At 65.6% G+C, this 25,577-nt stretch carries 24 protein-coding genes; 12 read left to right on the top strand and 12 right to left on the bottom strand.

The window, feature by feature from the left end; translation table 11 throughout:
* Positions 1-612: 612 nt before the first annotated feature.
* The 4 genes from AB0J47_RS39390 to AB0J47_RS39405 form a co-directional block, all read right to left on the bottom strand.
* Entirely contained in the window at positions 613-1,389 is a 777-nt protein-coding gene (locus AB0J47_RS39390; protein WP_364358826.1) for an FAD-binding oxidoreductase, read from the bottom strand.
* 8 nt (positions 1,390-1,397) lie between these two features.
* Positions 1,398-2,555, bottom strand: a complete 1,158-nt coding sequence (locus AB0J47_RS39395; RefSeq protein WP_364358829.1) for an FAD-binding oxidoreductase — start codon at positions 2,553-2,555, stop codon at positions 1,398-1,400.
* Positions 2,556-2,762: 207 nt separating this feature from the next.
* Positions 2,763-3,665 carry an LLM class flavin-dependent oxidoreductase gene (locus tag AB0J47_RS39400; protein ID WP_364358832.1) on the bottom strand — a complete coding sequence of 301 codons (903 nt, stop codon included), beginning with the start codon at positions 3,663-3,665 and terminating at the stop codon, positions 2,763-2,765.
* Positions 3,666-4,601, bottom strand: coding sequence for an NADP-dependent oxidoreductase (locus AB0J47_RS39405; protein ID WP_364358835.1), 936 nt, complete (start codon positions 4,599-4,601; stop codon positions 3,666-3,668).
* A 223-nt stretch (positions 4,602-4,824) separates the two neighbouring features.
* Between AB0J47_RS39405 and clpB the strand changes: the two genes are divergently transcribed.
* From clpB to AB0J47_RS39440, 7 genes are all read left to right on the top strand, one after another.
* The gene (clpB, locus tag AB0J47_RS39410) at positions 4,825-7,383 is read left to right on the top strand and encodes an ATP-dependent chaperone ClpB (protein WP_364358838.1); all 2,559 of its coding nucleotides are present in this window, start codon (positions 4,825-4,827) and stop codon (positions 7,381-7,383) included.
* 126 nt (positions 7,384-7,509) lie between these two features.
* Positions 7,510-8,340: a DUF5666 domain-containing protein gene (locus tag AB0J47_RS39415; RefSeq protein WP_364358841.1), complete on the top strand. Its 831-nt coding sequence runs from the start codon at positions 7,510-7,512 to the stop codon at positions 8,338-8,340.
* 56 nt (positions 8,341-8,396) lie between these two features.
* Positions 8,397-9,494 (top strand): hypothetical protein, encoded by a 1,098-nt coding sequence (locus AB0J47_RS39420; RefSeq protein ID WP_364358844.1) that lies wholly within the window; start codon positions 8,397-8,399, stop codon positions 9,492-9,494.
* A gap of 61 nt (positions 9,495-9,555) precedes the next feature.
* Positions 9,556-10,389, top strand: coding sequence for an SDR family oxidoreductase (locus AB0J47_RS39425; protein WP_364358847.1), 834 nt, complete (start codon positions 9,556-9,558; stop codon positions 10,387-10,389).
* A 5-nt stretch (positions 10,390-10,394) separates the two neighbouring features.
* Positions 10,395-10,961 carry an orotate phosphoribosyltransferase gene (gene pyrE / locus AB0J47_RS39430; protein WP_364358850.1) on the top strand — a complete coding sequence of 189 codons (567 nt, stop codon included), beginning with the start codon at positions 10,395-10,397 and terminating at the stop codon, positions 10,959-10,961.
* A gap of 148 nt (positions 10,962-11,109) precedes the next feature.
* Positions 11,110-12,174 (top strand): beta-ketoacyl-ACP synthase 3, encoded by a 1,065-nt coding sequence (locus AB0J47_RS39435; RefSeq protein ID WP_364358853.1) that lies wholly within the window; start codon positions 11,110-11,112, stop codon positions 12,172-12,174.
* Positions 12,175-12,316: 142 nt separating this feature from the next.
* A complete protein-coding gene (locus tag AB0J47_RS39440; RefSeq protein WP_364358856.1) occupies positions 12,317-13,003 on the top strand; it encodes a lysoplasmalogenase in 687 nt (228 codons plus the stop codon).
* Positions 13,004-13,057: 54 nt separating this feature from the next.
* On the opposite strand, the gene AB0J47_RS39445 is transcribed toward AB0J47_RS39440, so the two are convergent.
* The 4 genes from AB0J47_RS39445 to AB0J47_RS39460 all read right to left on the bottom strand — a co-directional run bounded on the left by AB0J47_RS39445 (position 13,058) and on the right by AB0J47_RS39460 (position 16,176).
* Positions 13,058-13,510: a DUF3592 domain-containing protein gene (locus AB0J47_RS39445; RefSeq protein ID WP_364358859.1), complete on the bottom strand. Its 453-nt coding sequence runs from the start codon at positions 13,508-13,510 to the stop codon at positions 13,058-13,060.
* A 315-nt stretch (positions 13,511-13,825) separates the two neighbouring features.
* On the bottom strand, positions 13,826-14,914 hold the full coding sequence (locus AB0J47_RS39450; protein ID WP_364358901.1) for a glycoside hydrolase family 76 protein: 1,089 nt from the start codon (positions 14,912-14,914) through the stop codon (positions 13,826-13,828).
* Between the two features lie 117 nt (positions 14,915-15,031).
* Positions 15,032-15,745 (bottom strand): TrmH family RNA methyltransferase, encoded by a 714-nt coding sequence (locus tag AB0J47_RS39455; RefSeq protein WP_364358862.1) that lies wholly within the window; start codon positions 15,743-15,745, stop codon positions 15,032-15,034.
* Between the two features lie 92 nt (positions 15,746-15,837).
* On the bottom strand, positions 15,838-16,176 hold the full coding sequence (locus tag AB0J47_RS39460; RefSeq protein WP_364358865.1) for a DUF4190 domain-containing protein: 339 nt from the start codon (positions 16,174-16,176) through the stop codon (positions 15,838-15,840).
* A gap of 95 nt (positions 16,177-16,271) precedes the next feature.
* Here AB0J47_RS39460 and AB0J47_RS39465 point away from each other — a divergent pair, with 95 nt between their 5' ends.
* The gene (locus tag AB0J47_RS39465; protein ID WP_364358868.1) at positions 16,272-17,636 is read left to right on the top strand and encodes a sensor domain-containing protein; all 1,365 of its coding nucleotides are present in this window, start codon (positions 16,272-16,274) and stop codon (positions 17,634-17,636) included.
* Positions 17,633-18,286: a response regulator transcription factor gene (locus AB0J47_RS39470; RefSeq protein WP_364358871.1), complete on the top strand. Its 654-nt coding sequence runs from the start codon at positions 17,633-17,635 to the stop codon at positions 18,284-18,286. The genes AB0J47_RS39465 and AB0J47_RS39470 overlap by 4 nt, the downstream gene beginning before the upstream one ends.
* Positions 18,287-18,320: 34 nt before the next feature.
* Here the strand turns inward: AB0J47_RS39470 and AB0J47_RS39475 are convergent, their stop codons facing one another.
* On the bottom strand, positions 18,321-19,004 hold the full coding sequence (locus AB0J47_RS39475) for a DedA family protein (protein WP_364358904.1): 684 nt from the start codon (positions 19,002-19,004) through the stop codon (positions 18,321-18,323).
* 19 nt (positions 19,005-19,023) lie between these two features.
* On the bottom strand, positions 19,024-19,746 hold the full coding sequence (locus AB0J47_RS39480; RefSeq protein ID WP_364358907.1) for a VTT domain-containing protein: 723 nt from the start codon (positions 19,744-19,746) through the stop codon (positions 19,024-19,026).
* 425 nt (positions 19,747-20,171) lie between these two features.
* On the opposite strand from AB0J47_RS39480, the gene fbaA reads away from it, so the two are divergent.
* Positions 20,172-21,206, top strand: a complete 1,035-nt coding sequence (fbaA, locus tag AB0J47_RS39485) for a class II fructose-bisphosphate aldolase (protein WP_364358910.1) — start codon at positions 20,172-20,174, stop codon at positions 21,204-21,206.
* Positions 21,207-21,237: 31 nt separating this feature from the next.
* The gene (locus tag AB0J47_RS39490; protein WP_364358874.1) at positions 21,238-22,356 is read left to right on the top strand and encodes a BTAD domain-containing putative transcriptional regulator; all 1,119 of its coding nucleotides are present in this window, start codon (positions 21,238-21,240) and stop codon (positions 22,354-22,356) included.
* A gap of 4 nt (positions 22,357-22,360) precedes the next feature.
* Here AB0J47_RS39490 and AB0J47_RS39495 read toward each other — a convergent pair whose 3' ends face one another.
* A complete protein-coding gene (locus AB0J47_RS39495) occupies positions 22,361-22,696 on the bottom strand; it encodes an excalibur calcium-binding domain-containing protein (protein WP_364358877.1) in 336 nt (111 codons plus the stop codon).
* A 328-nt stretch (positions 22,697-23,024) separates the two neighbouring features.
* Between AB0J47_RS39495 and AB0J47_RS39500 the strand changes: the two genes are divergently transcribed.
* Positions 23,025-24,473: a DUF4185 domain-containing protein gene (locus AB0J47_RS39500; RefSeq protein WP_364358880.1), complete on the top strand. Its 1,449-nt coding sequence runs from the start codon at positions 23,025-23,027 to the stop codon at positions 24,471-24,473.
* A 10-nt stretch (positions 24,474-24,483) separates the two neighbouring features.
* On the opposite strand, the gene AB0J47_RS39505 is transcribed toward AB0J47_RS39500, so the two are convergent.
* The gene (locus tag AB0J47_RS39505) at positions 24,484-25,548 is read right to left on the bottom strand and encodes a fused (3R)-hydroxyacyl-ACP dehydratase subunits HadA/HadB (RefSeq protein ID WP_364358883.1); all 1,065 of its coding nucleotides are present in this window, start codon (positions 25,546-25,548) and stop codon (positions 24,484-24,486) included.
* Positions 25,549-25,577 lie beyond the last annotated feature (29 nt).

Raw genomic sequence — 25,577 nt, forward strand, 5'->3', positions numbered from 1 at the left:
GCTGGATGGTCGAGTCTCGCGACGTCGTTGCATGTGCTTCGGTGGCTTGGACGTGAGAGGGGCCGCGAACGGGTCGCTCGTAAGACTCGCTTCGTGGTGGTTGGTGATGGCGGGGCCGTTCGGCACCGGGTGTGCGCGGGTGCTGGATGGTCGAGTCTCGCGACGTCGTTGCATGTGCTTCGGTGGCTTGGACGTGAGAGGGGCCGCGAACGGGTCGCTCGTAAGACTCGCTTCGTTGTGGTTGGTGATGGCGGGGCCGTTCGGCACCGGGTGTGCGCGGGTGCTGGATGGTCGAGTCTCGCGACGTCGTTGCATGTGCTTCGGTGGCTCGGACGTGAGAGGGGCCGCGAACGGGTCGCTCGTAAGACTCGCTTCGTGGTGGTTGGTGATGGCGGGGCCGTTCGGCACCGGGTGTGCGCGCGTGCTGGATGGGCGAGGCTCGTGACTTCGTTGCCTGCGCTTCGTTCGGCCCGGACGCGAGACGGGCCGCTAACGGTCGCTCGTAAGACTCGCTCCGTCGTGGTGGTGATGGCGGGGCCGTTCGGCATCCGGTGCGCGCGTGCTGGATGGTCGAGTCCCGCGCCTGCGGCGCATGCGCGGTGCGTCTGCTGGTTACAGTCCCTCGAATTGGATATTCGCGGCGGGGGTTCCGGTCTCGACGAGCCGATCCAGAGTCACGCGGACCATATTGGGTGACCCGCAGACCAGCACCTGGTGGCGGTCGAACGCACCGTGCGAACCGACGACATCGGCGAGCGTGCCGAAGAGCATATCGTCGAGTGGGAATCCGATATCCACGCGCGACTGCTCGTACCATTCGTCGACCCAGCCGGGATCCTCCGGGCCCTCGACCACGGGAATCACCGTGAGCCAAGGCAATTCGTTCGCCAGCAGGAACAGCATGTCATCGGCGTACAGGTCGCGCGGTGAGCGCCCACCAACGAACAGGTAGGTCGGCGGCGGATCTTCGTGCCGGGCGAGGTCGAGAATCTGAGAGCGCATCGGGGCCAGACCGGTACCGCCCGCGATCATCACCACCTCGTCGCCGTAGGGGTCTACGGCGAGAGTGCCGAGCGGAGCGCTGATCTGCCATTCATCGCCGGGGTGGGTGTCGGCGACAATACTGCCGCTGCACCAGCCGCCCGGCACTGTGCGCACATGGAATTCCAGCTTGCCGTCCAGTGACGGCGGCAGCGCGGGAGAGAGCCGACGGCGCATCCCGGGATGCTGCGGCACCCGGACCTCGACCGACTGTCCCGCGAGAAACGGGACGTACTCGCCGATCAGGCGGATAACCGCGATGTCGTGGCGCAGCCGGTGATGACCGACCACGGTCGACTTCCATTCGGGCGCCGCACCATTGCCGTGCGGGCTCGGATCAATTGTCATTGCTTCTCTCACACGGGATCTGAGCTGATAACCGACTCGGGGGTGCCCACCGCCATCAGGGCGCGGCGGGTGTCGGCGATCATGCGGGCCGAACCGGCGATCTGGATCTGCCGGTCGGACCATGAGCCGAAGCTGGCCACGACCGCGCCCAGATTTCCGATCAGGCGGCGGTGCATGCCGTACGGCTCGTCCTGCGGTGGATGCGTATACCACCACGGGTTGGTCTTCTGTTCGCAGACCGGGACCACGGTGAGCCACGGATTGCTCTGCGAGAGCTGCCACATATTCTCCACGTCGTACAGATCGCAGGGGTAGCGGCCGCCGATGAAGAAGTGCACGCGCGGATTGATGCCGCGCTGACCCATCTCGATCAACTGGGCGCGCAGCGGGGCGATGCCGGTGCCCGCGCCGATCAGCAGCACATCACGCCCGCTGTCGCGATCGATGTGCAGACCACCGAGCGGACCGGCGATCATCCACCGATCGCCCACCCTGGTCTCATTGACGATGGCCGGACTCACCCAACCGCCGCGGATCTTGCGGACGTGGAATTCGATCTCGCCGTAGGGATTCGCGGGAATCGCGGGCGAGAGATAACGCCACATCTTGGGGCGCTGCGGCAGCGAGACCGGCACGTACTGTCCGGCCTGATACGGAATCGGACTGTCGGACTGCAGCCGCACGATGGCCAGATCCTCGAGCACCCGGCGATGGCCGACCACGGTCGCATCCCAGTACGGCTGCGATTTATCGGAATTGGCGCCGATGGCCATGGATGCGGAGATGAGGATGGTGATATCGCGCCAGCCCTCCTCGAGCGCGCGATTCCACATCGGTCCATTGAAGACCCGGAATGCGGCGAGCAGCGCCCGCCCCGCGATGTCATAGTGCGCGGCGATGACACCGTATTTGCGGTGATCACGCGCCAACTGTTCCAGGAACTTCTGCGCCCGCCCCCAGTCCTCGAGATGGTCGAGCACGTAATGGATGGCGGTCACCACCCGCTTGGCCTGCATCTCCATCGCGGGCGGGAACAATTCCCGCAGCTGCGGCTTCTCCGCAAACAGGTGACCATAAAACGCACTGATCAACCGCTCGGGTCCGTTCGGCGACTCGATCACCGATCGGAAGTTGGCGCGGACCAGCGCTGCCGAACGCGCATCCACGACGTGGAGCTTCCTTTCCCTCAAAATCTGCCCAGGGACATGTCCGTAACCGGCGGTCCTCCGCCGTCAAGTATCCCTGAAAATCACGTGGTCGTGTGGGTATGGCCGATCACGCCCGCGCCCACGGTAATCCGTGGGCAAATCTGGGCTGCTCTGGGCCGGACATGCAGGATATCGCGGCCTCGCTCGCTCCGGGTTACCGCCGGGTCAACTCGCGACGTTCGCGCGCACCGCGGGCGCGACCAATTCGGCGTAGCGATGCACTTGGTCGACGGGGTCGCCCTCGGTCGGCCAGAAGATGAAGCCGTCGATGCGCTGGTCACGATGTAAAGCGGACAGATCGTCCACCCAGCGCTCGGGCGGGCCCTCCAGGAAGCCGTAGTCGGTGCCGTCGCTGGTAATGGTGCCGGACAGGTTGTAGACCCGCCGGATGGCGCGCGGATCGCGCTGCGCCGCGGCGGCCGCATCGTCGATGCGTTTACCCGCCTCGGTCAGGAATTCGGGCGGGGCCCAGGCCGCCGAGGGCAGCCAGCCGTCGGCGCGCTGTCCGGTCAGAGCGAGCATGCGCGGACCCTTCGCGCCGAGCCAGATGCCAGGGTCGTGTTCCGGCTGCGGACCAGGATGGGCACCGGCGAGCAGATGGTAGGTGCCGGGCACCCGGACCGAACGTTCGTCGCTCCACATGGCCCGGATGACCGCAATGCCCTCGGCGAGTGCCCGCACCGATTCGCCCGGGCTCAGGTGGTAACCACCCATGGCGGCGATGGCGGCCCAGAACGCGCCCGCGCCGAGTCCGAGGTGGATCCGGCCGCCGGTCATGATGTCGAGGGAAGCAACGGATTTCGCGAGTACGGCGGGATTGCGCAGGGGCAGGTTGGCGACATCCGGGAAGAAGGTGAGTCGCTCGGTGCGCACGGCCAGGCCGGTGATCAGGGTCCAGGTGTCGAGGAAGCGTCGCTGGTAGGGATGGTCCTGGACGCCGATCAGGTCGAGTCCGGCGCTCTCCGCATAGGTCGTCAGCTCGGTGAGCTGCTGGTAGTTATCGGCCTCCGGAATCAGGAAGAGGCCGAATTCGGGTGGGCGTGATGGGCCCTTTTTTCGGGCACTCACTCAGATGGCCAGCACGGTTTTGCCCCGCGCACCTATCGCGCCGATGACCGAAGGGCCCTGGTTCAGTGGGACGGTCACGTCGATCGGCACGACGACATCTCCGGCGGCGACCCGATCGAGCAGGCGGGCCAATTCCGGTCCACGGCCGGAGGATTCGATATTGCCGCCCTTGATGCCGCGATCGCGCAGCGCGTCCGGATCGGCGGACCAGATGGTGGAGTAGACCGTGCCGCCGTCGCGGACCAACGTGGTCAGCTCGGCCAGCACCTCGGGCGGACTCACCAGATCGAACAGCGCATCGACGCCGTCGGGGTGTGCGGCGGCGACCTCTTCGACGACCCGACCACGGGTGTAATCGATGGTCTCGGCCGCGCCGAGCCTGGTCATCTGATCGGCGACCGCCCCACGCGCGGTCGCGATGACGTGCGCCCCGGCGATATTCGCCAACTGCACCAGGAACGAGCCGACGCCGCCGGTGGCGCCGACGATCAATACCGTCTGGTCCGGCTCGAGCTTGGTGGCATCCACGATGTCTTGCGCGGTTATGCCCGCGGTCGGCAGGGCCGCGGCCGCGATGGTGGGCACCTGGTCCGGGATCGGGACCAGGGTGGCGTCCTCGGGCAGGATCGAATACTCCGCGAAGCTGCCGTGGCCCGCGGGCGGGAACAGGAATTTGCCGACGACACGGTCACCGACGCCGAATTTGGTGACGCCGGGGCCGACCGAGGCCACCGTGCCGGCACCGTCGACGCCGAGGATCATCGGAAAATCGTGCGGCAGCTTGCCATCCAGAATGCCGCCGGCCATCTTCTGGTCGAATGGGTTCACCCCGGCGGCCTCGACCTGGATTCTGACCGCACCCGCGCCGGGTTCGGGGGTCGGCATTTCGGCCAGTTCGGGTGTTGCTCCGAAGCTTCGTACCACGATCGCGCGCATCCATCGCTCCTCGAGTCGGGCTGGATTGTGATGCATCAACCAACGGCCAAGGCCATCGTAGGCATCGCGGTGCCCTAGACCCTGCGATTGATGCCATTCGGCAGTGTCGCGGCGTAGCGTTCAGCCGGAGTCTGTTCAGGTGCCCAAAAAATTAAAGTTGAGCGGAACAGACTCAACCTTTCCGACGTTGGATAGTGCGAATCGACTAGTAGGAAGGTGACTTGTGGACTCGTTCAATCCCACCACCAAGACCCAGGCGGCTCTGACCGCCGCCTTGCAGGCCGCCTCGGCCGCGGGCAATCCGGAGATTCGTCCGGCGCACTTGCTGGTGGCGTTGCTGGATCAAACCGATGGCATCGCCGCCCCCTTGCTCAAGGCCGTCGCGGTGGATCCGGCGACGATTCGACGCGAGGCACAGGACATCGTTGACAAGCTGCCACGCGCGACCGGTGCGACCACCACGCCCCAACTCGGCCGCGAAGCCCTGGCAGCGATCACCGCCGCCCAGCGCCTGGCCACCGAACTCGGCGACGAATACGTCTCCACCGAACACGTCATGGTCGGCCTGGCCGACGGCGATTCGGATGTCACCATGCTGCTGCAGAAGTACGGCGCGACCCCCGAGGCGCTGCGCGAGGCATTCACCGCCGTGCGCGGCAGTGCGCGCGTCACCAGTGCCGATCCGGAGGGCAGCTACCAAGCGCTGGAGAAGTATTCGACCGATCTCACCGCGGCCGCCCGCGCCGGCAAGCTCGACCCGGTCATCGGGCGGGATACCGAAATCCGCCGTGTCGTACAGGTTTTGAGCCGTCGTACCAAGAACAACCCGGTGCTGATCGGTGAGCCCGGGGTCGGCAAGACCGCGATCGTGGAGGGCCTGGCCCAGCGCATCGTGGCCGGTGACGTGCCGGAATCGTTGCGCGGCAAGTCCGTTGTCTCGCTCGACTTGGGCGCGATGGTGGCTGGTGCGAAGTACCGCGGTGAATTCGAGGAGCGGCTCAAGGCCGTACTCGAGGAGATCAAAACCAGTGCGGGACAGATCATCACATTCATCGATGAGCTGCACACCATCGTCGGCGCGGGCGCGACCGGTGAGTCGGCGATGGATGCGGGAAATATGATCAAGCCGATGCTCGCCCGCGGTGAGCTGCGGCTGGTCGGCGCCACCACGCTGGATGAGTACCGCCGGCACATCGAGAAGGACGCCGCCCTGGAGCGTCGCTTCCAGCAGGTGCTGGTCGGCGAGCCGTCGGTGGAAGACACCATCGGCATCCTGCGCGGCATCAAGGATCGCTACGAGGTGCACCACGGCGTGCGCATTACCGACTCCGCGCTGGTCGCCGCCGCCACGCTCAGCGACCGCTACATCACCTCCCGGTTCCTACCGGATAAGGCGATCGACTTGGTCGATGAGTCGGCCTCCCGGCTGCGCATGGAAATCGACTCGCGCCCAGTGGAAATCGACGAGGTCGAGCGCGCGGTGCGCAGGCTCGAGATCGAAGAGGTCGCACTGGAGAAGGAGACCGACGCGGCGTCCAAGCAGCGCCTGGACAAGTTGCGTCAGGAACTCGCCGATGACCGCGAAAAGCTCAACCAGCTGATGACCCGCTGGCAGAACGAGAAGAGCGCCATCGATCAGGTCCGCGTCCTCAAGGAGGAGTTGGAATCCCTGCGCGGTGAATCCGAGCGCGCCGAGCGCGACGGTGATCTGGGCAAGGCCGCCGAACTGCGCTACGGGCGTATCCCGGCGCTGGAGAAGCAGCTCGCCGAGGCCGAAAAGACTTCCGCCACAGCCGCTGACGGCGAAGTGATGCTCAAGGAGGAGGTCGGCCCCGACGATATCGCCGAGGTGGTCTCGTCCTGGACCGGTATTCCGGTCGGCCGGATGATGGAGGGCGAAACCCAGAAGCTGCTGCGGATGGAGCAGGAGCTGGGTAAGCGCGTGGTCGGTCAGACCGAGGCGGTGCAGGCGGTTTCGGATGCGGTGCGCCGGGCGCGCGCCGGAGTCGCGGATCCGAATCGGCCGACGGGTTCGTTCATGTTCGTCGGCCCGACCGGTGTCGGTAAGACCGAGCTGGCAAAGGCGTTGGCGGACTTCCTGTTCGACGACGAACGCGCCATGGTCCGCATCGATATGAGCGAGTACAGCGAGAAGCACTCTGTCGCCCGGCTGGTCGGCGCCCCGCCCGGCTATGTCGGATACGACCAGGGCGGTCAGCTGACCGAGGCGGTGCGGCGTCGGCCGTACACCGTGGTGCTCTTCGACGAGATCGAAAAGGCGCATCCGGATGTCTTCGACATCTTGCTCGCGGTACTCGACGAGGGTCGCCTGACCGATGGCCAGGGCCGCACGGTCGACTTCCGCAACACCATCCTCATCCTGACCTCGAATCTGGGTGCGGGTGGCGAGCGGGATTTCGTCATGAACGCGGTCCGCTCGGCCTTCAAACCAGAGTTCCTGAATCGCCTCGATGATGTGGTCATGTTCCATGCCCTCGACGAGGAGCAGCTGGAATCCATCGTCGATATCCAGCTCGACCAGCTGCAGAAGCGACTGTCGCAGCGCAGGCTGAAGCTGGACGTCGGCGATTCGGCCCGGTTCTGGCTCGCCGTGCGCGGCTACGACCCGCTGTACGGCGCCCGCCCGCTGCGCAGGCTGATCCAGCAGGCCATCGGCGACACCCTCGCCAAGGAACTGCTCGCCGGTGAGGTCACCGACGGCGACACCGTCGTGGTCAATGTGAGCCCGAACGGCGAGGGTCTCATCGTCGGCCGCGGCTGACAATGCGGCCCGGCTTGCGAGTAATCCGCAGTCGGGCCGCCTTGTTCGCCACAACGCCAGCGAGTCTTACGAGCGAACACGCCGTGCCGAAGGCACGGCAAAGTGCCACAGCCTACCCTGGAGGGCATGACCAATCCCAACGATCCCTGGGCTCAGCGACCGGAGGATGCGCCGACGGAACATTTCGGTCCGTCGGGTAAGTCGGGATTTCAGCCGTCCGCGCCTACGTCGGAATACCCCGAGGCCTATGGCCACGGCGATGCGACCTCGGTCTATCCGTCCACCGAACAATTCGAGCCGTGGGCGCCGCCACCGGTCAATGCCACCAAGGAGTTCCCCCCGTACGACAGCCAGGTCCAGTGGGGCCAGGAAAGTGGCGCGTGGCAGGAGCCGACCCAGGTCGGTGCGTACGGCCAGCCCGGCGCGCAGTATCCGCCCGGACCGCCCGGTGCGCCGCTACCCCCGGATCAGCAGCCGCCGCGCAAGCGCAACACCGGCCTGTGGATCGCCCTTGGACTCGGGGTGCTCCTGCTGATCGGCGCGATCAGTGTGCTCGCCGGTGTGCTGCTCGGCGATAAGGACACCTCGTCGAGTTCGGCCGCGAGCACCTCGGCCTTCCCGACCGCGGGCCGATCCACCGGTACCGCGCCCTCGCGCGGTCCGTCATCCACCCAGGTTCTGCCGAGCATTCCGGGACTCGGCGGCATCGATAGCCTCGGCGCGACCATGGGCACCATCACCGCCAACGCCGGTGGCCAATTGACCCTCGACACCCTCGGCGGATCCGCCGTAACGGTGCGCACCACCGATAAGACCCAGGTGATCTCGTTGGCCGGGTCCAAGGTATCCGATCTTCCGGTCGGTGACATGGTCATGGTGCAGGGCGATAAGGCCGCGGATGGTTCGATCGACGCGAAGATCATCATCAGCACCGCACTGCCCGGCGGCACGCGGTGAAATATCAGCGGGCAGTGATGCGCAATAGCCCTGTCGGCTCTATAGGGTAGGCGACGATGACGGCAATGTGGTTCGGGTTGGCGGCGATCGCGCTCGTTGGTGCGATCGTGCTGCTGTATTTCGATCGGGTCCAGCGACAGCGGACCGGTCATGCGCGCCAGGTGTGGGCGAAGGCCCAGGGCTATACGTATGTGTCGGTGGAACCGGCGCTGGCCTCCACCTGGCGCCGCGGTGCGTTGGCCAAGCTCGGCTACCTGTCCGCGGTGGATGTGGTGTCCGGCATCCGCAAGGGCGAGAAATTCGTCCTCTTCGATCTGGAAGACGCCGCGACGCTGGTCGCCGTGCGCAGGCAGATCGGCTCCGATATCGATGTGGATATGCGGCTCAAGACCGCGTCCCCGCCCAAGGACGCCGATCTGGAACTGCTCGGCGCGATCGGTGACCGGGTGGTGTTCGCGACCAATCCGGAGATCGCCAGGCACGCCGTCGACCAGCGCATGGTCGCCTTCATCGAATCGCTGCCCGATACCGTGCAGATGCTATGGAGTGAGGGCAACTGGACCCTCGGCATGCTGAATGTCGGTACGGTGGCCAAGGATTGGGAGACCGCGATCGATGCGGTGCTTCGCCTGTCCGGTCTGCTGCATGTGCTGCCGCCGGTGAGCGATGCGCGCGGGGTGGATTCCGATGGTCACGATCCGGGACGGCCGCATCCGCGCAAGCGCGCGGGTGAGCGGGAAGAGGCGGAAAGTCCGGTGGCCGCGCGAGTCGCGTCGGCGGATCTGCGCAAGCGCGAGGACTTCGACGACGAGGAGTACGCCGAATCGTCTTATGACGAAGACGATTTCGACCGGCCGAAGTACCGCGAGTACTCCGACGACGACTATTACGATGAGGAACCGGCCGCCGAACCGCAGCCGCCGCGCCGCCCCAGTCTCGCCGTCGTCCCGGACTCCCGTTCAAGGGCCCGCGACGAGCGCTGGGCGGCGGAACCGGACGATAACTGGTCGCCGGAGGACCGCCCGGCCCAGCGCAAACCCGCCGAGTCCGAGCCGGATGAAGACGAATGGCCCGCGGGCGAGCACACGCCGGAACAGCCCGGCGGTCCGTTCCACCCGGGATTCCGCCCGTATCAGGGACCCGTACCGCAGTGAGCGGGCATAGCGCCCCTATGACCTGGATTGTGCGATGAATGCAGGATCGCGGAGCGATTCGATGAGGGATGGTGGCCGGGAAACGGGTGGGGCAGACAGTCCCACGCGCTTGCCCGGGGCCATCCGCCCCGTCGCATTGATCACCGGACCCACCTCCGGCATCGGGCACGGATTCGCCGTGCGTTTGGCCGCACTCGGCTATGACCTGGTGCTCGTCGCCCGTGACAAGGACCGGCTGGATGGCCTTGCCGCGGAATTGGAGCGGAAATTCGCGACCCGCTCGGAGGTGCTCGTCGCCGATCTGGCCGATTCCGAAGATCGGGATCGGGTACTGGCCCGCGCCGCCGACGGCGTCGAATTCCTGGTCAACAATGCCGGATTCGGCCAGTCGGGGGAGTTCTGGACGCAGCCGCCCGCTGCGATCCAGGCCCAGCTCGACGTCAATGTCACGGCGGTGGTGCAGCTCACCAGGGCCGCGCTGCCATCGATGATCGCGGCCGCGAAGGGTTCGATCGTGAATGTGGCCAGCGTCGCGGGTCTGATCCCCGGACGGGGCTCGACCTATTCGGCCTCCAAGGCCTACGTCGTATCCTTCACCGAAGGGCTGGCGGGTGGACTGGCCGGCACCGGAGTCCGGGTCCAGGCCCTGTGCCCCGGATTCGTGCATACCGAATTCCACGAGCGGGCCGGCATCGAGATGTCCTCGCTGCCGAAACAGCTGTGGCTGAGCGTCGACCAGGTGGTCGCCGGTTCGCTACGTGATCTCGAGAAGGACCGGGTGCTCAGCGTGCCCGGTGTGCAGTACAAAGTGCTCACCACCGCCGCCGGGATGATCCCGCGAGCCCTGGCGGCCCGACTGAATCGCGGCATATTCAACGCACGCGGAAGGACTTGACAGACATGATCGACCAGGCGAACAAGGCCGCCGTTTCGACGGACGACCGCGACAGATTGGCCGCACTCGTGCGCGAGCTCGCCGTCGTGCACGGCCGGGTCACACTGTCCTCGGGCAAAGAGGCCGACTACTACGTCGACCTGCGCCGCGCCACGCTGCACCACGGTGCCGGACCACTGATCGGCAAGCTACTGCGCGAACTCGTGGCGGACTGGGATTTCGAGGCCGTCGGAGGGCTCACCATGGGTGCGGATCCGGTCGCGCTGGCCGTCATGCACGCGCCCGGCCGACCGATTGATGCCTTCGTGGTGCGTAAAGCCGCCAAGACCCACGGCATGCAGCGCCAGATCGAGGGCCCGGACATCGTCGGCAAGCGGGTGCTCGTCGTCGAGGACACCACTACCACCGGAAATTCGCCGCTGACCGCCGTGCGCGCCCTGCGCGAGGCCGGCGCGACCGTCGTCGGCGTCGCGACCGTCGTCGACCGGGAGACCGGCGCCGATCAGGTGATCGCCGCCGAGGGCCTGGAGTACCGGTCCATCCTCGGATTGAAGGATCTCGCCCTCGGCTAAGCTGCAAATGCGCCTCCCGGATCGCAGTCGCCGGTGGTCGGAGCTTTGATTCGCTCTGAAACGCCGACAGCGGTGCGACCCGATAGGGGGACGCATCCGCCGAGTGCAGCGAGGCGGTCGAGACAGTGAAGGGTCGTGTGAGTTACCTGTGGTGAGCATTGCAGTCAATAAGAGCCGTGCGAATGTCGCGATGCTCGGCATCGGTGCTTACCGTCCGAAACGCCTGGTCAGCAATGAAGAGGTGTGCGAGGTTCTCGATTCGACCCCGGAGTGGATCTATGAGCGCACCGGTGTGCGCAACCGTCGGTGGATCAGCGGAGACGAAACGCTGCAGTCGATTTCGGCGGCCGCCGGTGAGCGGGCGATCGTCAACAGCGGCATCGATCGGTCCAAGATCGGCGCGCTGATCCTGGCCACCTCGAGCTGGCTGACCCTCACCCCGCACGGCGCCCCCAAGGTCGCCAACGACCTGGGGATGAACGGGATCGCGGCCTTCGATCTGACCTCCGGTTGCGGCGGATTCGGCTACGGCCTCGGCGTCGCCGCCGACCTGATCCGGTCCGGGTCGGCCGAATATGTGCTGCTCATCGGTGCCGAGACGATGACGGTTGGACTCGATCCGACCGATCGCGGCACCGCGATGATCTTCGGCGACGGCGCTGGTGCGGTGGTGGTCGGCCCGAGCGAGGAGAACGGCATCTCCCCGACGGTGTGGGGTAGCGACGGCGAGAATGCCTCGGCGATCGAGCAGGACGTCAACTTCCTCGAATACATGGAGAAAGCGCAGCGGCTGCAGGGCACCGACCCGGCCGTAGAGCCCGTCGGCCGGATGTCGCTGCGGATGGAGGGGCCGCGGGTATTCCGTTGGGCGGCGGTCACTTTGCCGCGCGCGCTGGCCTCGGCGCTCGAGGTCTCCGGTGTCTCCAAGGACGATATCGAGGTCTTCATTCCGCATCAGGCCAATGCGCGCATCAACGAGTTGATGAAGAAGAACCTCGGGCTGGCCGATGACATCCCGGTGGCCAATGACATCGAGAACACCGGCAATACCTCCGCCGCATCCATCCCGTTGGCGATGGAGGAGATGTTGGTGACCGGTAAGGCCAAGGGCGGACAGGTGGCCTTGCTGCTCGGCTTCGGTGCGGGCCTGAGCTACGCGGGTCAGGTCGTCACGCTGCCACCCGCCCCGAAAGAGCCGAGCTTCGGTGTCTGATTTGCGGCATTCATGGGGCGCTTTGTCTGATTTGCGGCGCTCCTGGTGGCCCATGTGGTTACGCTCCGCTGCCGCCTCCGGGCACTCCGCTCGCGCCGCAGTGTGGTTACCCAGGCTGCCTGCCTCGGGCACGCCGTGGGTCGTGCGTCCATTCCGTGCCGGATTCCTGGTGGCTGCGGCGGCGACCGTGTACGGCGCGGTTACCGGCCGCGACAAGGTGCAATGGGTTACGAAGCCGCTGCTGATGCCGCTGTTGGCGGCGGATGCGGCGGCCGATCGGGCGTTGGATCCGGTCGATCGGACGGTGCTGCTCGGCTGCCTCGGTGCCGCGACCATCGGTGATGTGCTGCTGATCGAGCCGGACAGTGATCGGCGGCTGATCGCGGGAGCGTCCTCGTTCGCGGTGATGCAGACCGGATATTCGGTGCTGTGGTGGCGCCGCGGCGGGCGTGCGCGTCCAGAGATCGCGGTTCCACGGCTGCTGGCCTGGCTCGGTGCTGCGGCGTTGATGCGGGCCAAGGCGCCGACAGTCGCGGCTGCGCTGACGGCCTACGGTGCGACGCTGGGCAGTGCGGCGGTGCTCGCCTCCGATCCCGGATTGGCTCCGGACGCGAAAAATATTGCCGGACTTAATATTCCGAATGCCGATCCGCGTAGTCGGCTCGGCCTCGGTGCGTTGCTGTTCACCGTTTCCGATGGGCTGATCGTGCTGCGGCGGCTGTTCGCGCGCGGCGAGCGTTCCCGGCGGGTCACAGAGGGCGTCATCCTGGCTACCTACGCGGCCGCGCAATATCTGCTCGCGGACCCGCAAGCGCACTCGCGGGACTGACCTCGCGCCCGCCGATGCGGCGAAATGCGGGATCCGCCCGCCGTTGATCGAAAGCTATTGCCCCAGAACGAGAATGATCCGATCCCGATTCTGCGGATCGACTCGGATGGAGATTGTCTCGCCGACCGCGAGCCGCGGCTTATCGGCCGGGGTGACATCGAAAACGATGGTGCCACGGTAACTTTCGGATCCCGGCACAACGAGCTCCAGATCGAATTCGGTCAACTCGGTGTGATGATCAGTGCGCTGCAGCGTATGCGCACCCTCGATGGTCGCCCACCCCTCCAGCCCGTGCCGCCACAACTGCCGATCCGCGCGCGATGGCCGAACAGCCAACAGCATCCCGACGCCCACGCATGATCCGAACAGACCGACCAGCGCGACGATCTGGAACGGCTCGGTCCCCGGCGGCGTATGCGGTAGTAGCCAGCCCAGCCAGAATGCGAGCACGATGAAATACCCGGCGGTCACCCCGAGCACTGTGCGGAGAACGCGTGCGTGATCCATGCCAGCCTCCACCCGACTGCCTGCACCATCCAGAATAGGACCGCCCATCCCACCGTGAACGCCCCTTGACCACAACCGTGACCTGCCCGTCTCCACCGCACCCCCGCCGTTCATCCGGCAAGATGGGCAACCGCATGGTGCGCGAGCCCGTTAATGCTTCTCGGTTGGTTCGGTCTCCACGCGTGGACTTGCGCGCAGCTCTGCCGTCCGACCGTACGGGTTGTGCCGGATACCGCGAACTGCGGTTGATCACTTGTCTGGCAAGGCATTTGATCATCGGATGGAACTGCTGCTTACAGCAGGGGACTCCGATGCCTACAGTCCGGCGGCGCTGACCTGGTAGGCCGCCTCCATCAGCAGCCAGCCCGACAGTTGCACCGACATATCGCGTTCGGGCACCCGCGACGAGGTGACCGAACCGCCCTCGGTGAAATGTCCGGCACCGGACCGGCCGCCGGGTAACTGGGCGGGTTTGCTCCAGTCGTGCCCGAACAGCGGCTCGCCCTCGACCTCGAGCCGGTTCGCCCAGGCCGCCGCGGCGCTGGCACGCACGATAGCGGCCGCGGTTTGCCGGTCGGCCGCCTGATCGCGCTCATCACCGGGCAGCATCAGTGCGACCACAGCGAGATAGCGGGCCAGAATGCCGTTGAACAGGCCGCCGTCTCCGCCACCGCCACCATTGATCACCCCATTGGTGGTCATCTGCTCCTCGACCGCGGTGAGCAGCCGGTGCACCCGTTCGCTGTGGCGCGGCTCGCCGGTGTGCACCGCGAGTTCCGCTTCCAGACCGAGCACCACGCCCTGGCAGTAGGTGAAGGTCGGGCGCTCGATCTCGCCGGAGGGCAAATGGATGCCGTCCAGGATCAGGCCGGATTCCTTGTCGCACAACGTCGCATCGATCCAGTCCGCCATTTCCTGCGCGCGCAGGTGGCGGCCGAGACGCAGTAGCGCGATGGCGACCGGTCCGTTGGCGGGGGCATTGAAATAGTCCGAGTTGATCCGCCACGGCACACCGCCGCCACGCGCCGGATCCCAAGCGCCGTACAGCTCCTTCTCGAGTGCGATCAGACCGCCGCGCGCCTCGGTGATCCCCTGGGTTCGCTCGGCACGCTCCAAAGCGATTGTCAGCCAGGCCATATCGTCGTAGTAGTTATTGGTCCACCCGGTGATATTGCGCAGCCGATGCGCCCGCGCGATGGCGGCGATGCGCTTGCGGCGCGTCGGCGTCGGCACCCGGTTGGCGGCATCGACCGCGCAGTCCATCAGATGCGCCTGCCACCAGTAGTGCCAGGAGGCGAAGCCCCGCTCACGACGGGTCGCCGGCCAACCGACGACACCCAATTCGGTACCCGGCACGCCCCATAGCGCGCGTAGGTGCCGAGAGACGATCGCGGATTCGGCCATATCCGCGCGCTCGGACCACAGCGCGGGCGTGGGTGCAGCATCGCGCCCGATATCCGGGCTCCGCGAGGTCATGGGTCAATGGTGCCAGCTTCGAGCCGATTAATACCGATCTTTTCGTTACCATGCTGACGTCAAATCGGCATGTTGCCGAATCCATGCGTGCATCGCGATGCCGGCCGCGACTCCGGCATTGATACTGCGGGTAGAACCGAACTGCGCGATCGAAACCGTCAACGCGGCCGCACCCTTGGCATGTTCTGTCACACCGGGACCTTCCTGCCCGAACAGCAGCAGGCAGCGGCGCGGCAACTCGACGGTTTCCAGCGGAACCGAGCCCGGCACATTGTCCACGGCGACCACGGTCAGATTCTCCCGCTCGGCGAAGGCGAGTAGCTCGCCGATATCGGAGTGATGTTCGATGTGCTGGTAGCGGTCGGTGACCATGGCGCCGCGGCGATTCCAGCGCCGTCGGCCGACAATGTGCACGGCGGCCGCGGCGAAGGCATTCGCGGTACGCACCACGGTGCCGATATTCGCGTCGTGGCCGAAGTTCTCGATGGCCACATGGAACGGATGCCTGCGACGGTCGATATCGGCGATGATCGCCTCGCGCTTCCAGTAGCGGTAGGCATCGACGACGTTGCGGCGGTCACCACCGACAAGCAGCTCCGGATCGTAGTGGGGATCCTCCGGCGGGGCTTCCCCGTGCTCCTGCGTCCATGGTCCGACACCGTGCGGATGCTCGCCCCATTCGGTGGGTCCTGGCTGCTCGGCCGTATCCGGCGCGGGGTGGTTCACTCCGACGATGCTAATTCCGGCCGCCCGCGGCATGCGCGATGGGCCCGGAGGCGGTAGCGCAGCGTAACCATGGACGACCCCGCGAATACCGCAGATCGAACCCCACCACCTTCGGGTGGCCGGATTCAGTAGGTCGAGGACGAGGAGCCGAGAACGCCTACAGCGGCGAGTACCACCATGAGGATGAGGAACACAATGGTCAGGATCAGCAATATCGAGGCGATTATGCCGCAGATATATCCGGCCTGGACGCTGCCACGACCACCGATGGCACCGCCGGACGCGTCGATCTCGTTGAGTGCCTTCTTCCCCATCACCCATGCGACCGGGCCCAGGAACTGACACATCAGCAGGCCGAGAATGCCGAGGATCATGATCGTGATGGCCTGCGGATGATCCTGCGGCGGGCCATAGGCCGGGTAGCCGTACGGCGAACCGTACTGCGGTGGCGGCGGATAGTTCATGCACAGGATGCTAGTTGGTGGTGTAGCTGGCCACACCTAGGATTCGGCGGGCAGCTCGATCGAATGCTGCCGTGCCCGCGACAACCATGGAGTCCATGACCGAGACACAAACCCTCGTGCTCGACGCGCCTACCGGCAAGGCCGGTCCGGACGCGCGAGAGGTGCTGCGCGCGATCCTGCGCGCGCCGATCCAGGCTCGGACCTGGAAGCAACTCGTCTATGTATTCACGGTTTTCGCGATCGGTATGCTCGCCGTCTGCTATCTGTTCTTCGGTTTCGGCGGCGGCCTATACGCCTCGATCGTCCTCATCGGCATTCCGATTCTGGCGCTGGTGATTCTGGGCGCGCGACTGTGGGCGAAGGTGTATCGCGCGCTGGCCAGGGATCTGCTGGATACGCCGGTGGACGCGCCGCCGCCGTATGTTTCGCGGCCGGGCTTTTTCGGATTCCTGAAGAGCGCGTTCACCGATCGTGCGAGCTGGCGAGCCATTGTGTTCCTGTTCGCGCAGGCCGTACTCGGTGTGGTCGGCGGCTATCTGGTGCTGGTCGTGGTGGCCGTGACGGTATTCGTCGCGCTCTCGCCCATCCCGTGGGTGCTGTTCAACCCCACGAATATCGACGACAACGGCGTCGCACACCATTCGCTGGCCCAGTTCGGATCCGTCTATATCGACACTTGGCCAAGGGTTTTGCTGATGTCCGCTGTCGGCATTATCTGCTGTTTCGCACTGCCGTGGCTGCTGCGCGCGGTGTGCTGGGTGCACGGGCTGCTCACCATCGCATTGCTGTCGGCAACGGCGCGGGACCGGCAGTTGGTCGAATTGCGCGCGAGTCGGCGTGCGGCGGTCGAGGATTCGGCGGCGACACTGCGGCGAGTTGAGCGGGATCTGCACGATGGCACACAGGCGCGGCTGGTCACCATCGCTATGGCCTTGGGCCGGGCCGAGGAGCGGATATCCCTCGGCGGCGACGCGCGCGATCTGATCGCCGACGCGCACGCAAATGCCAAGGAGGCGCTGACCGAATTGCGCGAGCTGGTGCGCGGAATCCATCCGCCCGCACTCGAATTAGGGCTCGCACCAGCACTGGAGACGCTGGCTTCACGGTGTGCCGTTCCGGTGGAGCTGCGAGTCCATCTGCCGCAGCGGCCGAATCCGGCCATCGAGGCGATCGCCTACTTCTCGGTCGCCGAACTGCTCACCAATGTGGTCAAACATGCGAATGCCACGAGTGCGTGGGTGTCGGTCGTGCCGACCGATGCGCACACTATCGCGGTCTCGGTGCGCGACAATGGAATCGGCGGCGCGCTGCAGCCGATCGAGGGGGAACATGTTGCGGGCAGCGGACTTTCCGGACTGGCGGCACGGGCGCGTGCGGTGGACGGCACGCTGACTGTGCAGAGTCCGACCGGCGGGCCGACCGTGGTGACCATCCTGCTGCCGACGGCCGGGCCGCGATGAGTACGCCGTTGCGGGTGGTGATCGCCGAGGACAATGCGATCCTGCGCGACGGGCTTGCCGGACTGCTGGCCGAGCGCGGCCACGAGGTCGTCGCCATTGTCGGCGATGCCACCACCTTGAGCGATGTGGTCGGCACCTACAACCCCGACGTGGCTGTGGTGGACGTGCGGATGCCGCCGACCTTCACCGACGAGGGGCTGCTCGCGGCGATCGAGTTGCGACGCAAGTACCCGCTCACAGGCGTGCTGGTGTTCTCGCAGTGGATCGAAACCCGCTATGCCACCGAACTTCTCGCCGGTGGCGCGAGCGGCGTCGGCTATCTACTCAAGGATCGGGTGGCCGACGTCCGCGACTTCGTCGATGCCCTGGACCGCGTAGCCACCGGCGGCACCGCACTCGACCCGGAGGTGGTGAGTCAATTGATGGGTGCGTCACGCCAACAGGATTCACTCGCCCGGCTCACACCCCGCGAGCGCGAGGTCCTCGAACTGATGGCACAGGGACTGTCGAACAATGCGATCGCGACCGCACTCACGGTCACCGAGCGCGCGGTCGAAAAGCACATCGGCAATATCTTCACCAAACTGGATCTGCCACCCTCCGACACCCACCACCGCCGAGTCCTCGCGGTCCTGCGCTTGAAGGGCTGAACCGGCACGCGAACGGTTGCGCCGGTCAGAGGTGTCAGAGCGAGGCTGTTTTCGTGTCGTCGCCAGCGGTTTCGAAATCGAAATCCTCGGCGGGTTTGGCGATCTCCTGGCGGTAATGACGGATGCCGACGGCGGTTCCGATGATCAGACCGACTACCAGAGTGCCGATGACTCCTGGCATCAGCCACGGCACTCGGTCCAGGAAACTGCCCGCGTAGTAGCCGATGAGCAGCAGCACCGGCGCCCAGATAACGGCGCCGATCGTGCTGGCCACGGTGTACTTGCGGTGATCCATCCGCGCCGCGCCCGCGACCATCGGGCACAGCGTGCGCACCCAGGGGATCCAGCGCGAAATGAGCACCGCGAGGAAACCGTGCCGCTGCAGCAATTCGGTCACCCGCTGCAGATTGCGGGTGTTGATGTAGCGGCCGTTCTTTCTGGCCACCAGATGATGGCCGGTGCGATGCCCGATGACGTAGCCGACCTGGTTGCCCGCGATGGCCGCGATCATCGTGCCGATGGACAACGCCCAGACATGGGCCTCTCCCGCGGCGTTGGAGGCCATCACGATGCCCGCGGTGATCAGCATCGAGTCGCCAGGCAGGAACAACCCGATGATCAACGCGCATTCGAGGAAGACGAAGGTCAGCACCACCGTCCAGACGAGCGCGGGCCCCGCCGAGGTCAGCGGATCGAAACTGCCCACTGCTAGGGGCAACTGCGCCGTGGACACCGGCTCAGTGGGTCTGCTCGTTCGTCGAGGCAGTCAGCGCGGCGTCGTGCTGAGCGGCCTCGTCAGTGCCTGATTCGCGGCGCTCCCGGCGCCCTCCGTGGTCATGCTCCGCTGCCTCCGGGCGCGCCGCCGCACCGCGGTTGAGCACCTTCTTGGCCACCGCGATGATGCCGGGCAGGATCGAGATCAGGACGATGAGCAGGAAGATCGGCTCGATGTTCTTGCGAATGAATTCGATATTGCCGAGGAAGTAACCGAGCACCGTGACACCGCCGCCCCACAGGACAGCGCCGACGATGTCGAAGGTGACGAACTTGCGGTAATCCATTTTGGACACACCGGCCAGTACCGGCATGAACGTGCGCACGATCGGCACGAATCGGGCCAGGATGATCGTCTTCGGCCCGTACTTTTCGAAGAAGGCATGCGTCTGGGTGACGTAATGCTTCTTGAACAACCGGGTGTCTTCCTTGTGGAACAGCGCGGGCCCGATCGCCCGGCCGATCCAATAGGCGCATTGGTCACCAGCGAAGGCGGTCACCATGACGGCGGGCAAAAGCAGCCAGATCGATACCGGCGGATGCTCCGTCGCGGACAGCAGGCCGCCGGTGAACAGCAGCGAATCGCCCGGGAGGATCGGGAAGAGCAGCCCGGTCTCGATGAAGACGATCACCAGGATCGCCGGGAGTACCGCGTTCTTGAGCCACGTCTCCGTGAGCAGGTGCATCGGGTCCAGCAACTGGGTCAAAGCGACGTTGCTCGTCACCGATTCTGTCGCTGCCAGCAGAATCACGCGGCCTCCTGTCCCGGGTACGGCTGGCCTACATTGCTTGCCACCGCATCGGAAGCTGCCAGCGCAATTACGCGGCCAACAGTACCTGTGTTTGATTTGCCGCGCCTGCGGCACGGCGTGTTCGCGGCCACCAAGGCTCGCGTCCGAGCGGTCGAGACTCGCGACTTCGTCGCATGCGCTTCGACCACTCGGACGTGAGCCGGCCGCGAACGTCGCTCGTAAGACTCGCTCCGTGCGTGGGCAGGTCGGGAACGGGCCATGCGACTTAGTGGCTGGCCGTCAAACACGGCAAAAAGGCGCTGGCCTAGTCTGTGGACTGACAGAATTGTCTTTTGCCGCACAACACGGAGGTCTTCACAGTGCCCATCGCGACTCCGGAGGTCTACGCCGAGATGCTCGGTCGGGCCAAAGCGAACTCCTTTGCCTTCCCGGCCATCAACTGCACCTCCTCGGAAACCGTCAATGCGGCCATCAAGGGCTTCGCCGACGCGGGCAGCGATGGCATCATCCAGTTCTCCACCGGCGGCGCGGAGTTCGGTTCGGGCCAGGGTGTGAAGGATATGGTCGTCGGCGCGGTCGCACTGGCCGAATTCGCGCATGTGGTCGCCGCGCGCTACGACGTGACCATCGCGCTGCACACCGACCACTGCCCCAAAGACAAGCTGGACACTTTCGTGCGCCCGCTGATCGCCATTTCTCAGGAGCGGGTGAACGCGGGCAAGAACCCGCTGTTCCAGTCACATATGTGGGACGGCTCCGCGATCCCGATCGACGAGAACCTGGAGATCGCCAAGGAGCTGCTCAAGGCGACCAACGCCGCGAACATCATCCTCGAGGTGGAGATCGGCGTCGTCGGCGGTGAAGAGGACGGTGTCGAGGCCGAGATCAACGAGAAGCTCTACACCTCTCCCGAGGACTTCCAGAAGACCATCGACGCGCTCGGTTCGGGCGAGAACGGCAAGTACCTGCTCGCCGCGACCTTCGGCAACGTGCACGGTGTGTACAAGCCGGGCAATGTGGTGCTCAAGCCCGAGGTGTTGGCCGAGGGGCAGCGCGTCGCCGCGGCCAAGCTCGGTCTGGCGGGGGACGCGCAGCCGTTCGATTTCGTCTTCCACGGCGGTTCCGGCTCGCTGAAGTCGGAGATCGAGGATTCGCTGCGCTTCGGTGTGGTGAAGATGAATGTCGACACCGACACCCAGTACGCGTTCACCCGGCCGGTCGCCGCGCACATGTTCACCAACTACGACGGTGTGCTCAAGATCGACGGCGAGGTCGGCAACAAGAAGAGCTACGATCCGCGCGGCTACCTCAAGAAGGCCGAATCGGCCATGGCAGCGCGTGTCGTCGAGGCGTGCAATGATCTGAAGTCTGCGGGTCGCTCGATCAGCGCCTGACCCTATTTACCCTTCGGGGGGCTTTTAGTACATGAGTCTGGATGTACGTGTGCTCGGGCCCGTGCGACTGCTGGTCGGTGGTGAACCGGTCGCGGTCGGCGGGCCCAAGCCGCGAGCCTTGCTCGCCGCGCTGACCGTCAATCGACGGCGCGCGGTGGCCTCGGCTGCGCTGGCCGAGATGGTCTGGAACGAGGATCCCCCCGATTCCTATGCCGCCAGCCTGCAGGTATTCGTCTCGAATATCCGTAAGGCACTGCGTAATTCGGGTGTCGATCCGGCCATGGTGCTGCGCACCGAATCTTCCGGCTATCGGCTCGAGATCGCCGAGGACGCTTGCGATCTCGGCCGCTTCGAGGCGGCCAGGGATGCGGGCGCGCGTGCCGCCGAGGTCGGCGACCACGTCGGCGCGTCGCAGCTGTTCGGAAATGCGTTGCGCGAGTGGAGCGGTCGGGCACTGGCTGATCTGGCCGGATTGCAGTTCGCGGACGGTTTCGCCACCGCGATGGACGAGGAGCGGCTGCAGGCCGCCTCGGCTCGCATCGATGCCGAAATCGCCTGTGGGCGCGCTTCATCGGTGATCGGTGAGTTGGTCTCGATGACCAATGAACATCCGCTGCGCGAACCGCTGTGGGGTCAGCTGGTCACCGCGCTGTACCTATCCGGCCGACAGGCCGATGCGCTGGACGCGTGCCGTCGTGTGCGCACGGTGCTCGCGGACGAACTCGGAATCGATCCGGGTCCGGTCCTGGTCGATCTCGAACAGCGGGTGCTGCGGCAGGAACCGTTGAGCACGATGGAGCTCAAGCGCACCGAGCGGCTGGCCGCGGCGATGACCGAGACCGTCACCGAGATGCCGCGCGCGGTCCGCAGCGGTCAGCTGCGCATGCCGGACGGCCGGGTCACGGCAATCGCGCAGGGCGGCATGCGAATCGGCCGGATGACCGATAACGATCTGGTCCTCGACGATCCGAAGGCCAGTCGCTACCACGCGCATATCATGCCGAGCCGGGCCGGACTGCTGATCAAGGATCTGCATTCGGCCAATGGTGTGTACGTCAACGACGAGGCGATCGATAGTGGTGCGCTGCTAGCCGACGGCGACAATATTCGTATCGGCGCAACGGTTCTGGTATTCCAGGCCGTCCAGTAAGCGCTCAGTCGCAGGCGATGCCGTCCCCATCCGGATCAAGATACGGGTTATAGCCGGGCTGACCACGATAGAGCGGCAGTTTCCCCTCGGCCCGAACCTGATCGCAATCGGTGTAATACCTCGGCGACTCCTCCTTCGACTCCTCCGGCGGCGGCACATTCGACCCCTTCGGTCCCGGCCGATAGCTCGGCACCGGAAGCGAACTATCGGGCCCGGCCACGAATTGGGCCGTGGACGAATCGGCGGCGGCGATCGGCAACGCGATCCCGAGGCCGCCGATCATCAGACATGCGGCGCCGAGCGCGGGTACAGCGCGGCGATAGATCAGTGAAGCTTTCACATCTCCATCCTGCTCCGCTTTGCACGCCGGCGGCAGTGCGGTTTTTGAACCACCGGAGGCCCTTTGCTCCTCCGGTGGACGGCTACTCACCCCGACACGAGTTGTCGTGCCGTGGACGGTAGCAGGGCGGCGGGCCGCGGTCCCGGAAATGAAGCAGGAGTTTCCTGTTAATTCTGGATATCCGTGCGGCACATGGACGATTCGGTAAGTCTGACGAGGCACAGGGGGCGAACCGGGTAGGGTCGGGCGCTGGTCGCGCGGCATCATGCGGTGCGTCGATGCGGCGTGGACGGGTTTCCGTTTCGCGCGAGATATCAAGGGGATGCGGATGACTCGGCGGTGGGTGGTGGTGTTCGGTGCGGTCGTGTGTGCGGCCGGGGTGATGTGTGCGGCGCGACCCGCCGGTGCCGCGCCGGCCGGACCGGTGGCCGGTCCGTGTGTCACGGATCCGCCTGCGACGCATGTGGGCCTGGTGCCCAAGACGCTCGAAGTGCCGATTCCGTATCCGGTGATCACCGTGCTGCCGCCGTCTTCGGCCGAACCCGCGCCGGTTCGCACGGAGCTGGAGTTGCCGTCGGATCCCTGTGTGAATCCGTGCCCGGATCTCACCGATGCACAGGCACCGCCACCGAGTCCGGCGAGCCAACTCGGCATTCCGGAAATTCTGTTGAGCCCCAAGCCTTTCCACTTCGCGATTCCGGGACCGGGACCGGATGCCGGTCAGGTGCCGCCGCCTCCGCCGCGCGTCGATCCGTCGATCGAACCCGCCCCGTTGTCGGCGGTGCGGCCGACGCCCCGGATCAGCACGGTCACCGAGGTGGCCAAGCAGACCGGCGCGAATTCGGTCAATCGCACCGATAAGCGCTGGCAGGTGGATGGCACCGATCTCGGCATCATGTGGGAGAGCGCGCCGGGCGAGATCGCGACCGCCTTCGGCGACACCGTCGGACGCGGCTTCCATCCACCTGGTGGGATGGGATTGGATTGGCGCAGCAATGTGCTCGCATTCAGCACCGATCGCGATCTCACCGACGGCATGACCTACGACCGGATGGTGACCGACGACCGCTGCCACGCGGCCGAGGTGCTCGCCAGCCGCAAACTCGACAATGTCGAGGTCACCACCATTCCGACCTCCGGATTCGCACTCGGTGCGCGGCAGTACCTGAGCTATATGTCGATTCGCACCTGGAACAGCATTCCGGGAACGTTCTTCACCAATTACGGCGGCATCGCCTATTCCGATGATCACGGTCAGACCTGGACCAAAGACCCCTACGCGCGCTGGGACAATATCTTCGGACTAGCGAATTTCCAAGTGAGCGCGATGGTTCCGCAGGGCGATTACGTCTACATGTTCGGCACGCCGAATACCCGGCTCGGCTCGGTGGGACTGGCGCGAGTGCCGAAGGATCAGCTCCTCAATACCACCGCCTATCAGTACTGGAGCGACGGAAACTGGACTCCGGTAGGCGGATTCGGCTCCGCGAGCCCGATCGTCGACGCGCCCGTAGGTGAGTTGTCGGTGCGCTTCGACACCTCCCGAAACGTCTGGCAGATGAGCTATTTGGATACCGCGAAAGTGGCACTGGTGGTCCGCGAAGCGGATTCACCGCAGGGGGTGTGGTCCGATGGCGCGCCGACGGTGACAGCGCGCGAATATCCCGAGCTGTACGGCGGATTCATCCACCCCTGGTCCTCGGGTTCGGACCTGTACTTCAATATTTCGACCTGGAGCGACTACAACGTCTATCTCGTGCACGCGACCATCGAATGAGGTTGCATCGCTAGGCGAAGCGAACCTCGGCGATGGCCCGGCCGAAGAGTTTGCGGCCCTCCGAACTACCCGCGAGCACGATGGTGGCGGTCCGTCGGCGCGGATCGAGCGATTTGATCCGCCCGCTGAATTCGACGGAACTCGGCGCCTCGGCGCTCACCGGAACGAATCCGGAGAACCGCACGCTGAACTTCTCGATGGCCGTCGGATCACCGAGCCAAGAGGTCAGGTAATCACCCGCCAGGCTCATGGTCAGCATGCCGTGTGCCACCACGGTCGGCAGTCCGGCCAACTGGGCCGCGCGCTCGCTGAAGTGAATCGGGTTGGGATCGCCCGAAACCCCCGCATAGTTGGCCAGATCACCGCGCGTCACCTGTGCGGTCTCGGGCGGGAGTTGATCGCCGACGGCTAGTCGGTCGAACTCCGGGAGGGAGCGCACCGAAGCGCTGCGCACTGCGGGCTGCCCGGGGGCGGGAGCATCCGCGGACAACGCGACCAGCGGATCCGGCCTAGTGATGTCACCGATGGTGACCGGGCGCGCGTGCATCATGATGTTCTCGACGGCGGCCGCGATATTCGGATCCACCTCGACACCGCGGCGCGCCACGATGGTGGTCGAACCCGATTGCACGATCTCGCCGTGCTGATTGGTCAGCGAGAACGTCACCAGGATGAAGTCGTTATCGCCGAACTGGCGGATCGAGTCGATCACGATCTCGGTGCTGAGCTGGTCGCCCGCCAGGATCGGGCGGGTGAGCTCGAAGACCTGGTCGGTCTGCAGAATCTGGGACAGGTCGTATTCGGTGAGTACCGTATCCAGCAGGACCCTGGTCGCATTGATGCCGATGACCGAGGCGAAGGTCGGCGGCGCAATGATGCCGTCGTAACCGAGCTCGAGCGCATCGGGTTCGGAGTAATGCGCACCGTGGCGACTCTGCGTCGCGCGGGCGAACTCACGGATTTTTTCCCGGCCGACCGAATAGTGTTCGCGCACCCGGAACCGGCGTCCCGCCGCCGTGGCTGTCTGTTCGACCGCTTCGATTTCCGGCTTTTCGATTGTCTGCTCCCTGACCATGATCCGGGCCATGCTACTGGCGAACCGGT

Origin of the sequence: Nocardia sp. NPDC049737 (assembly GCF_040674755.1) — a bacterium.
In the GTDB taxonomy this organism is placed as follows: Bacteria; Actinomycetota; Actinomycetes; order Mycobacteriales; family Mycobacteriaceae; genus Nocardia.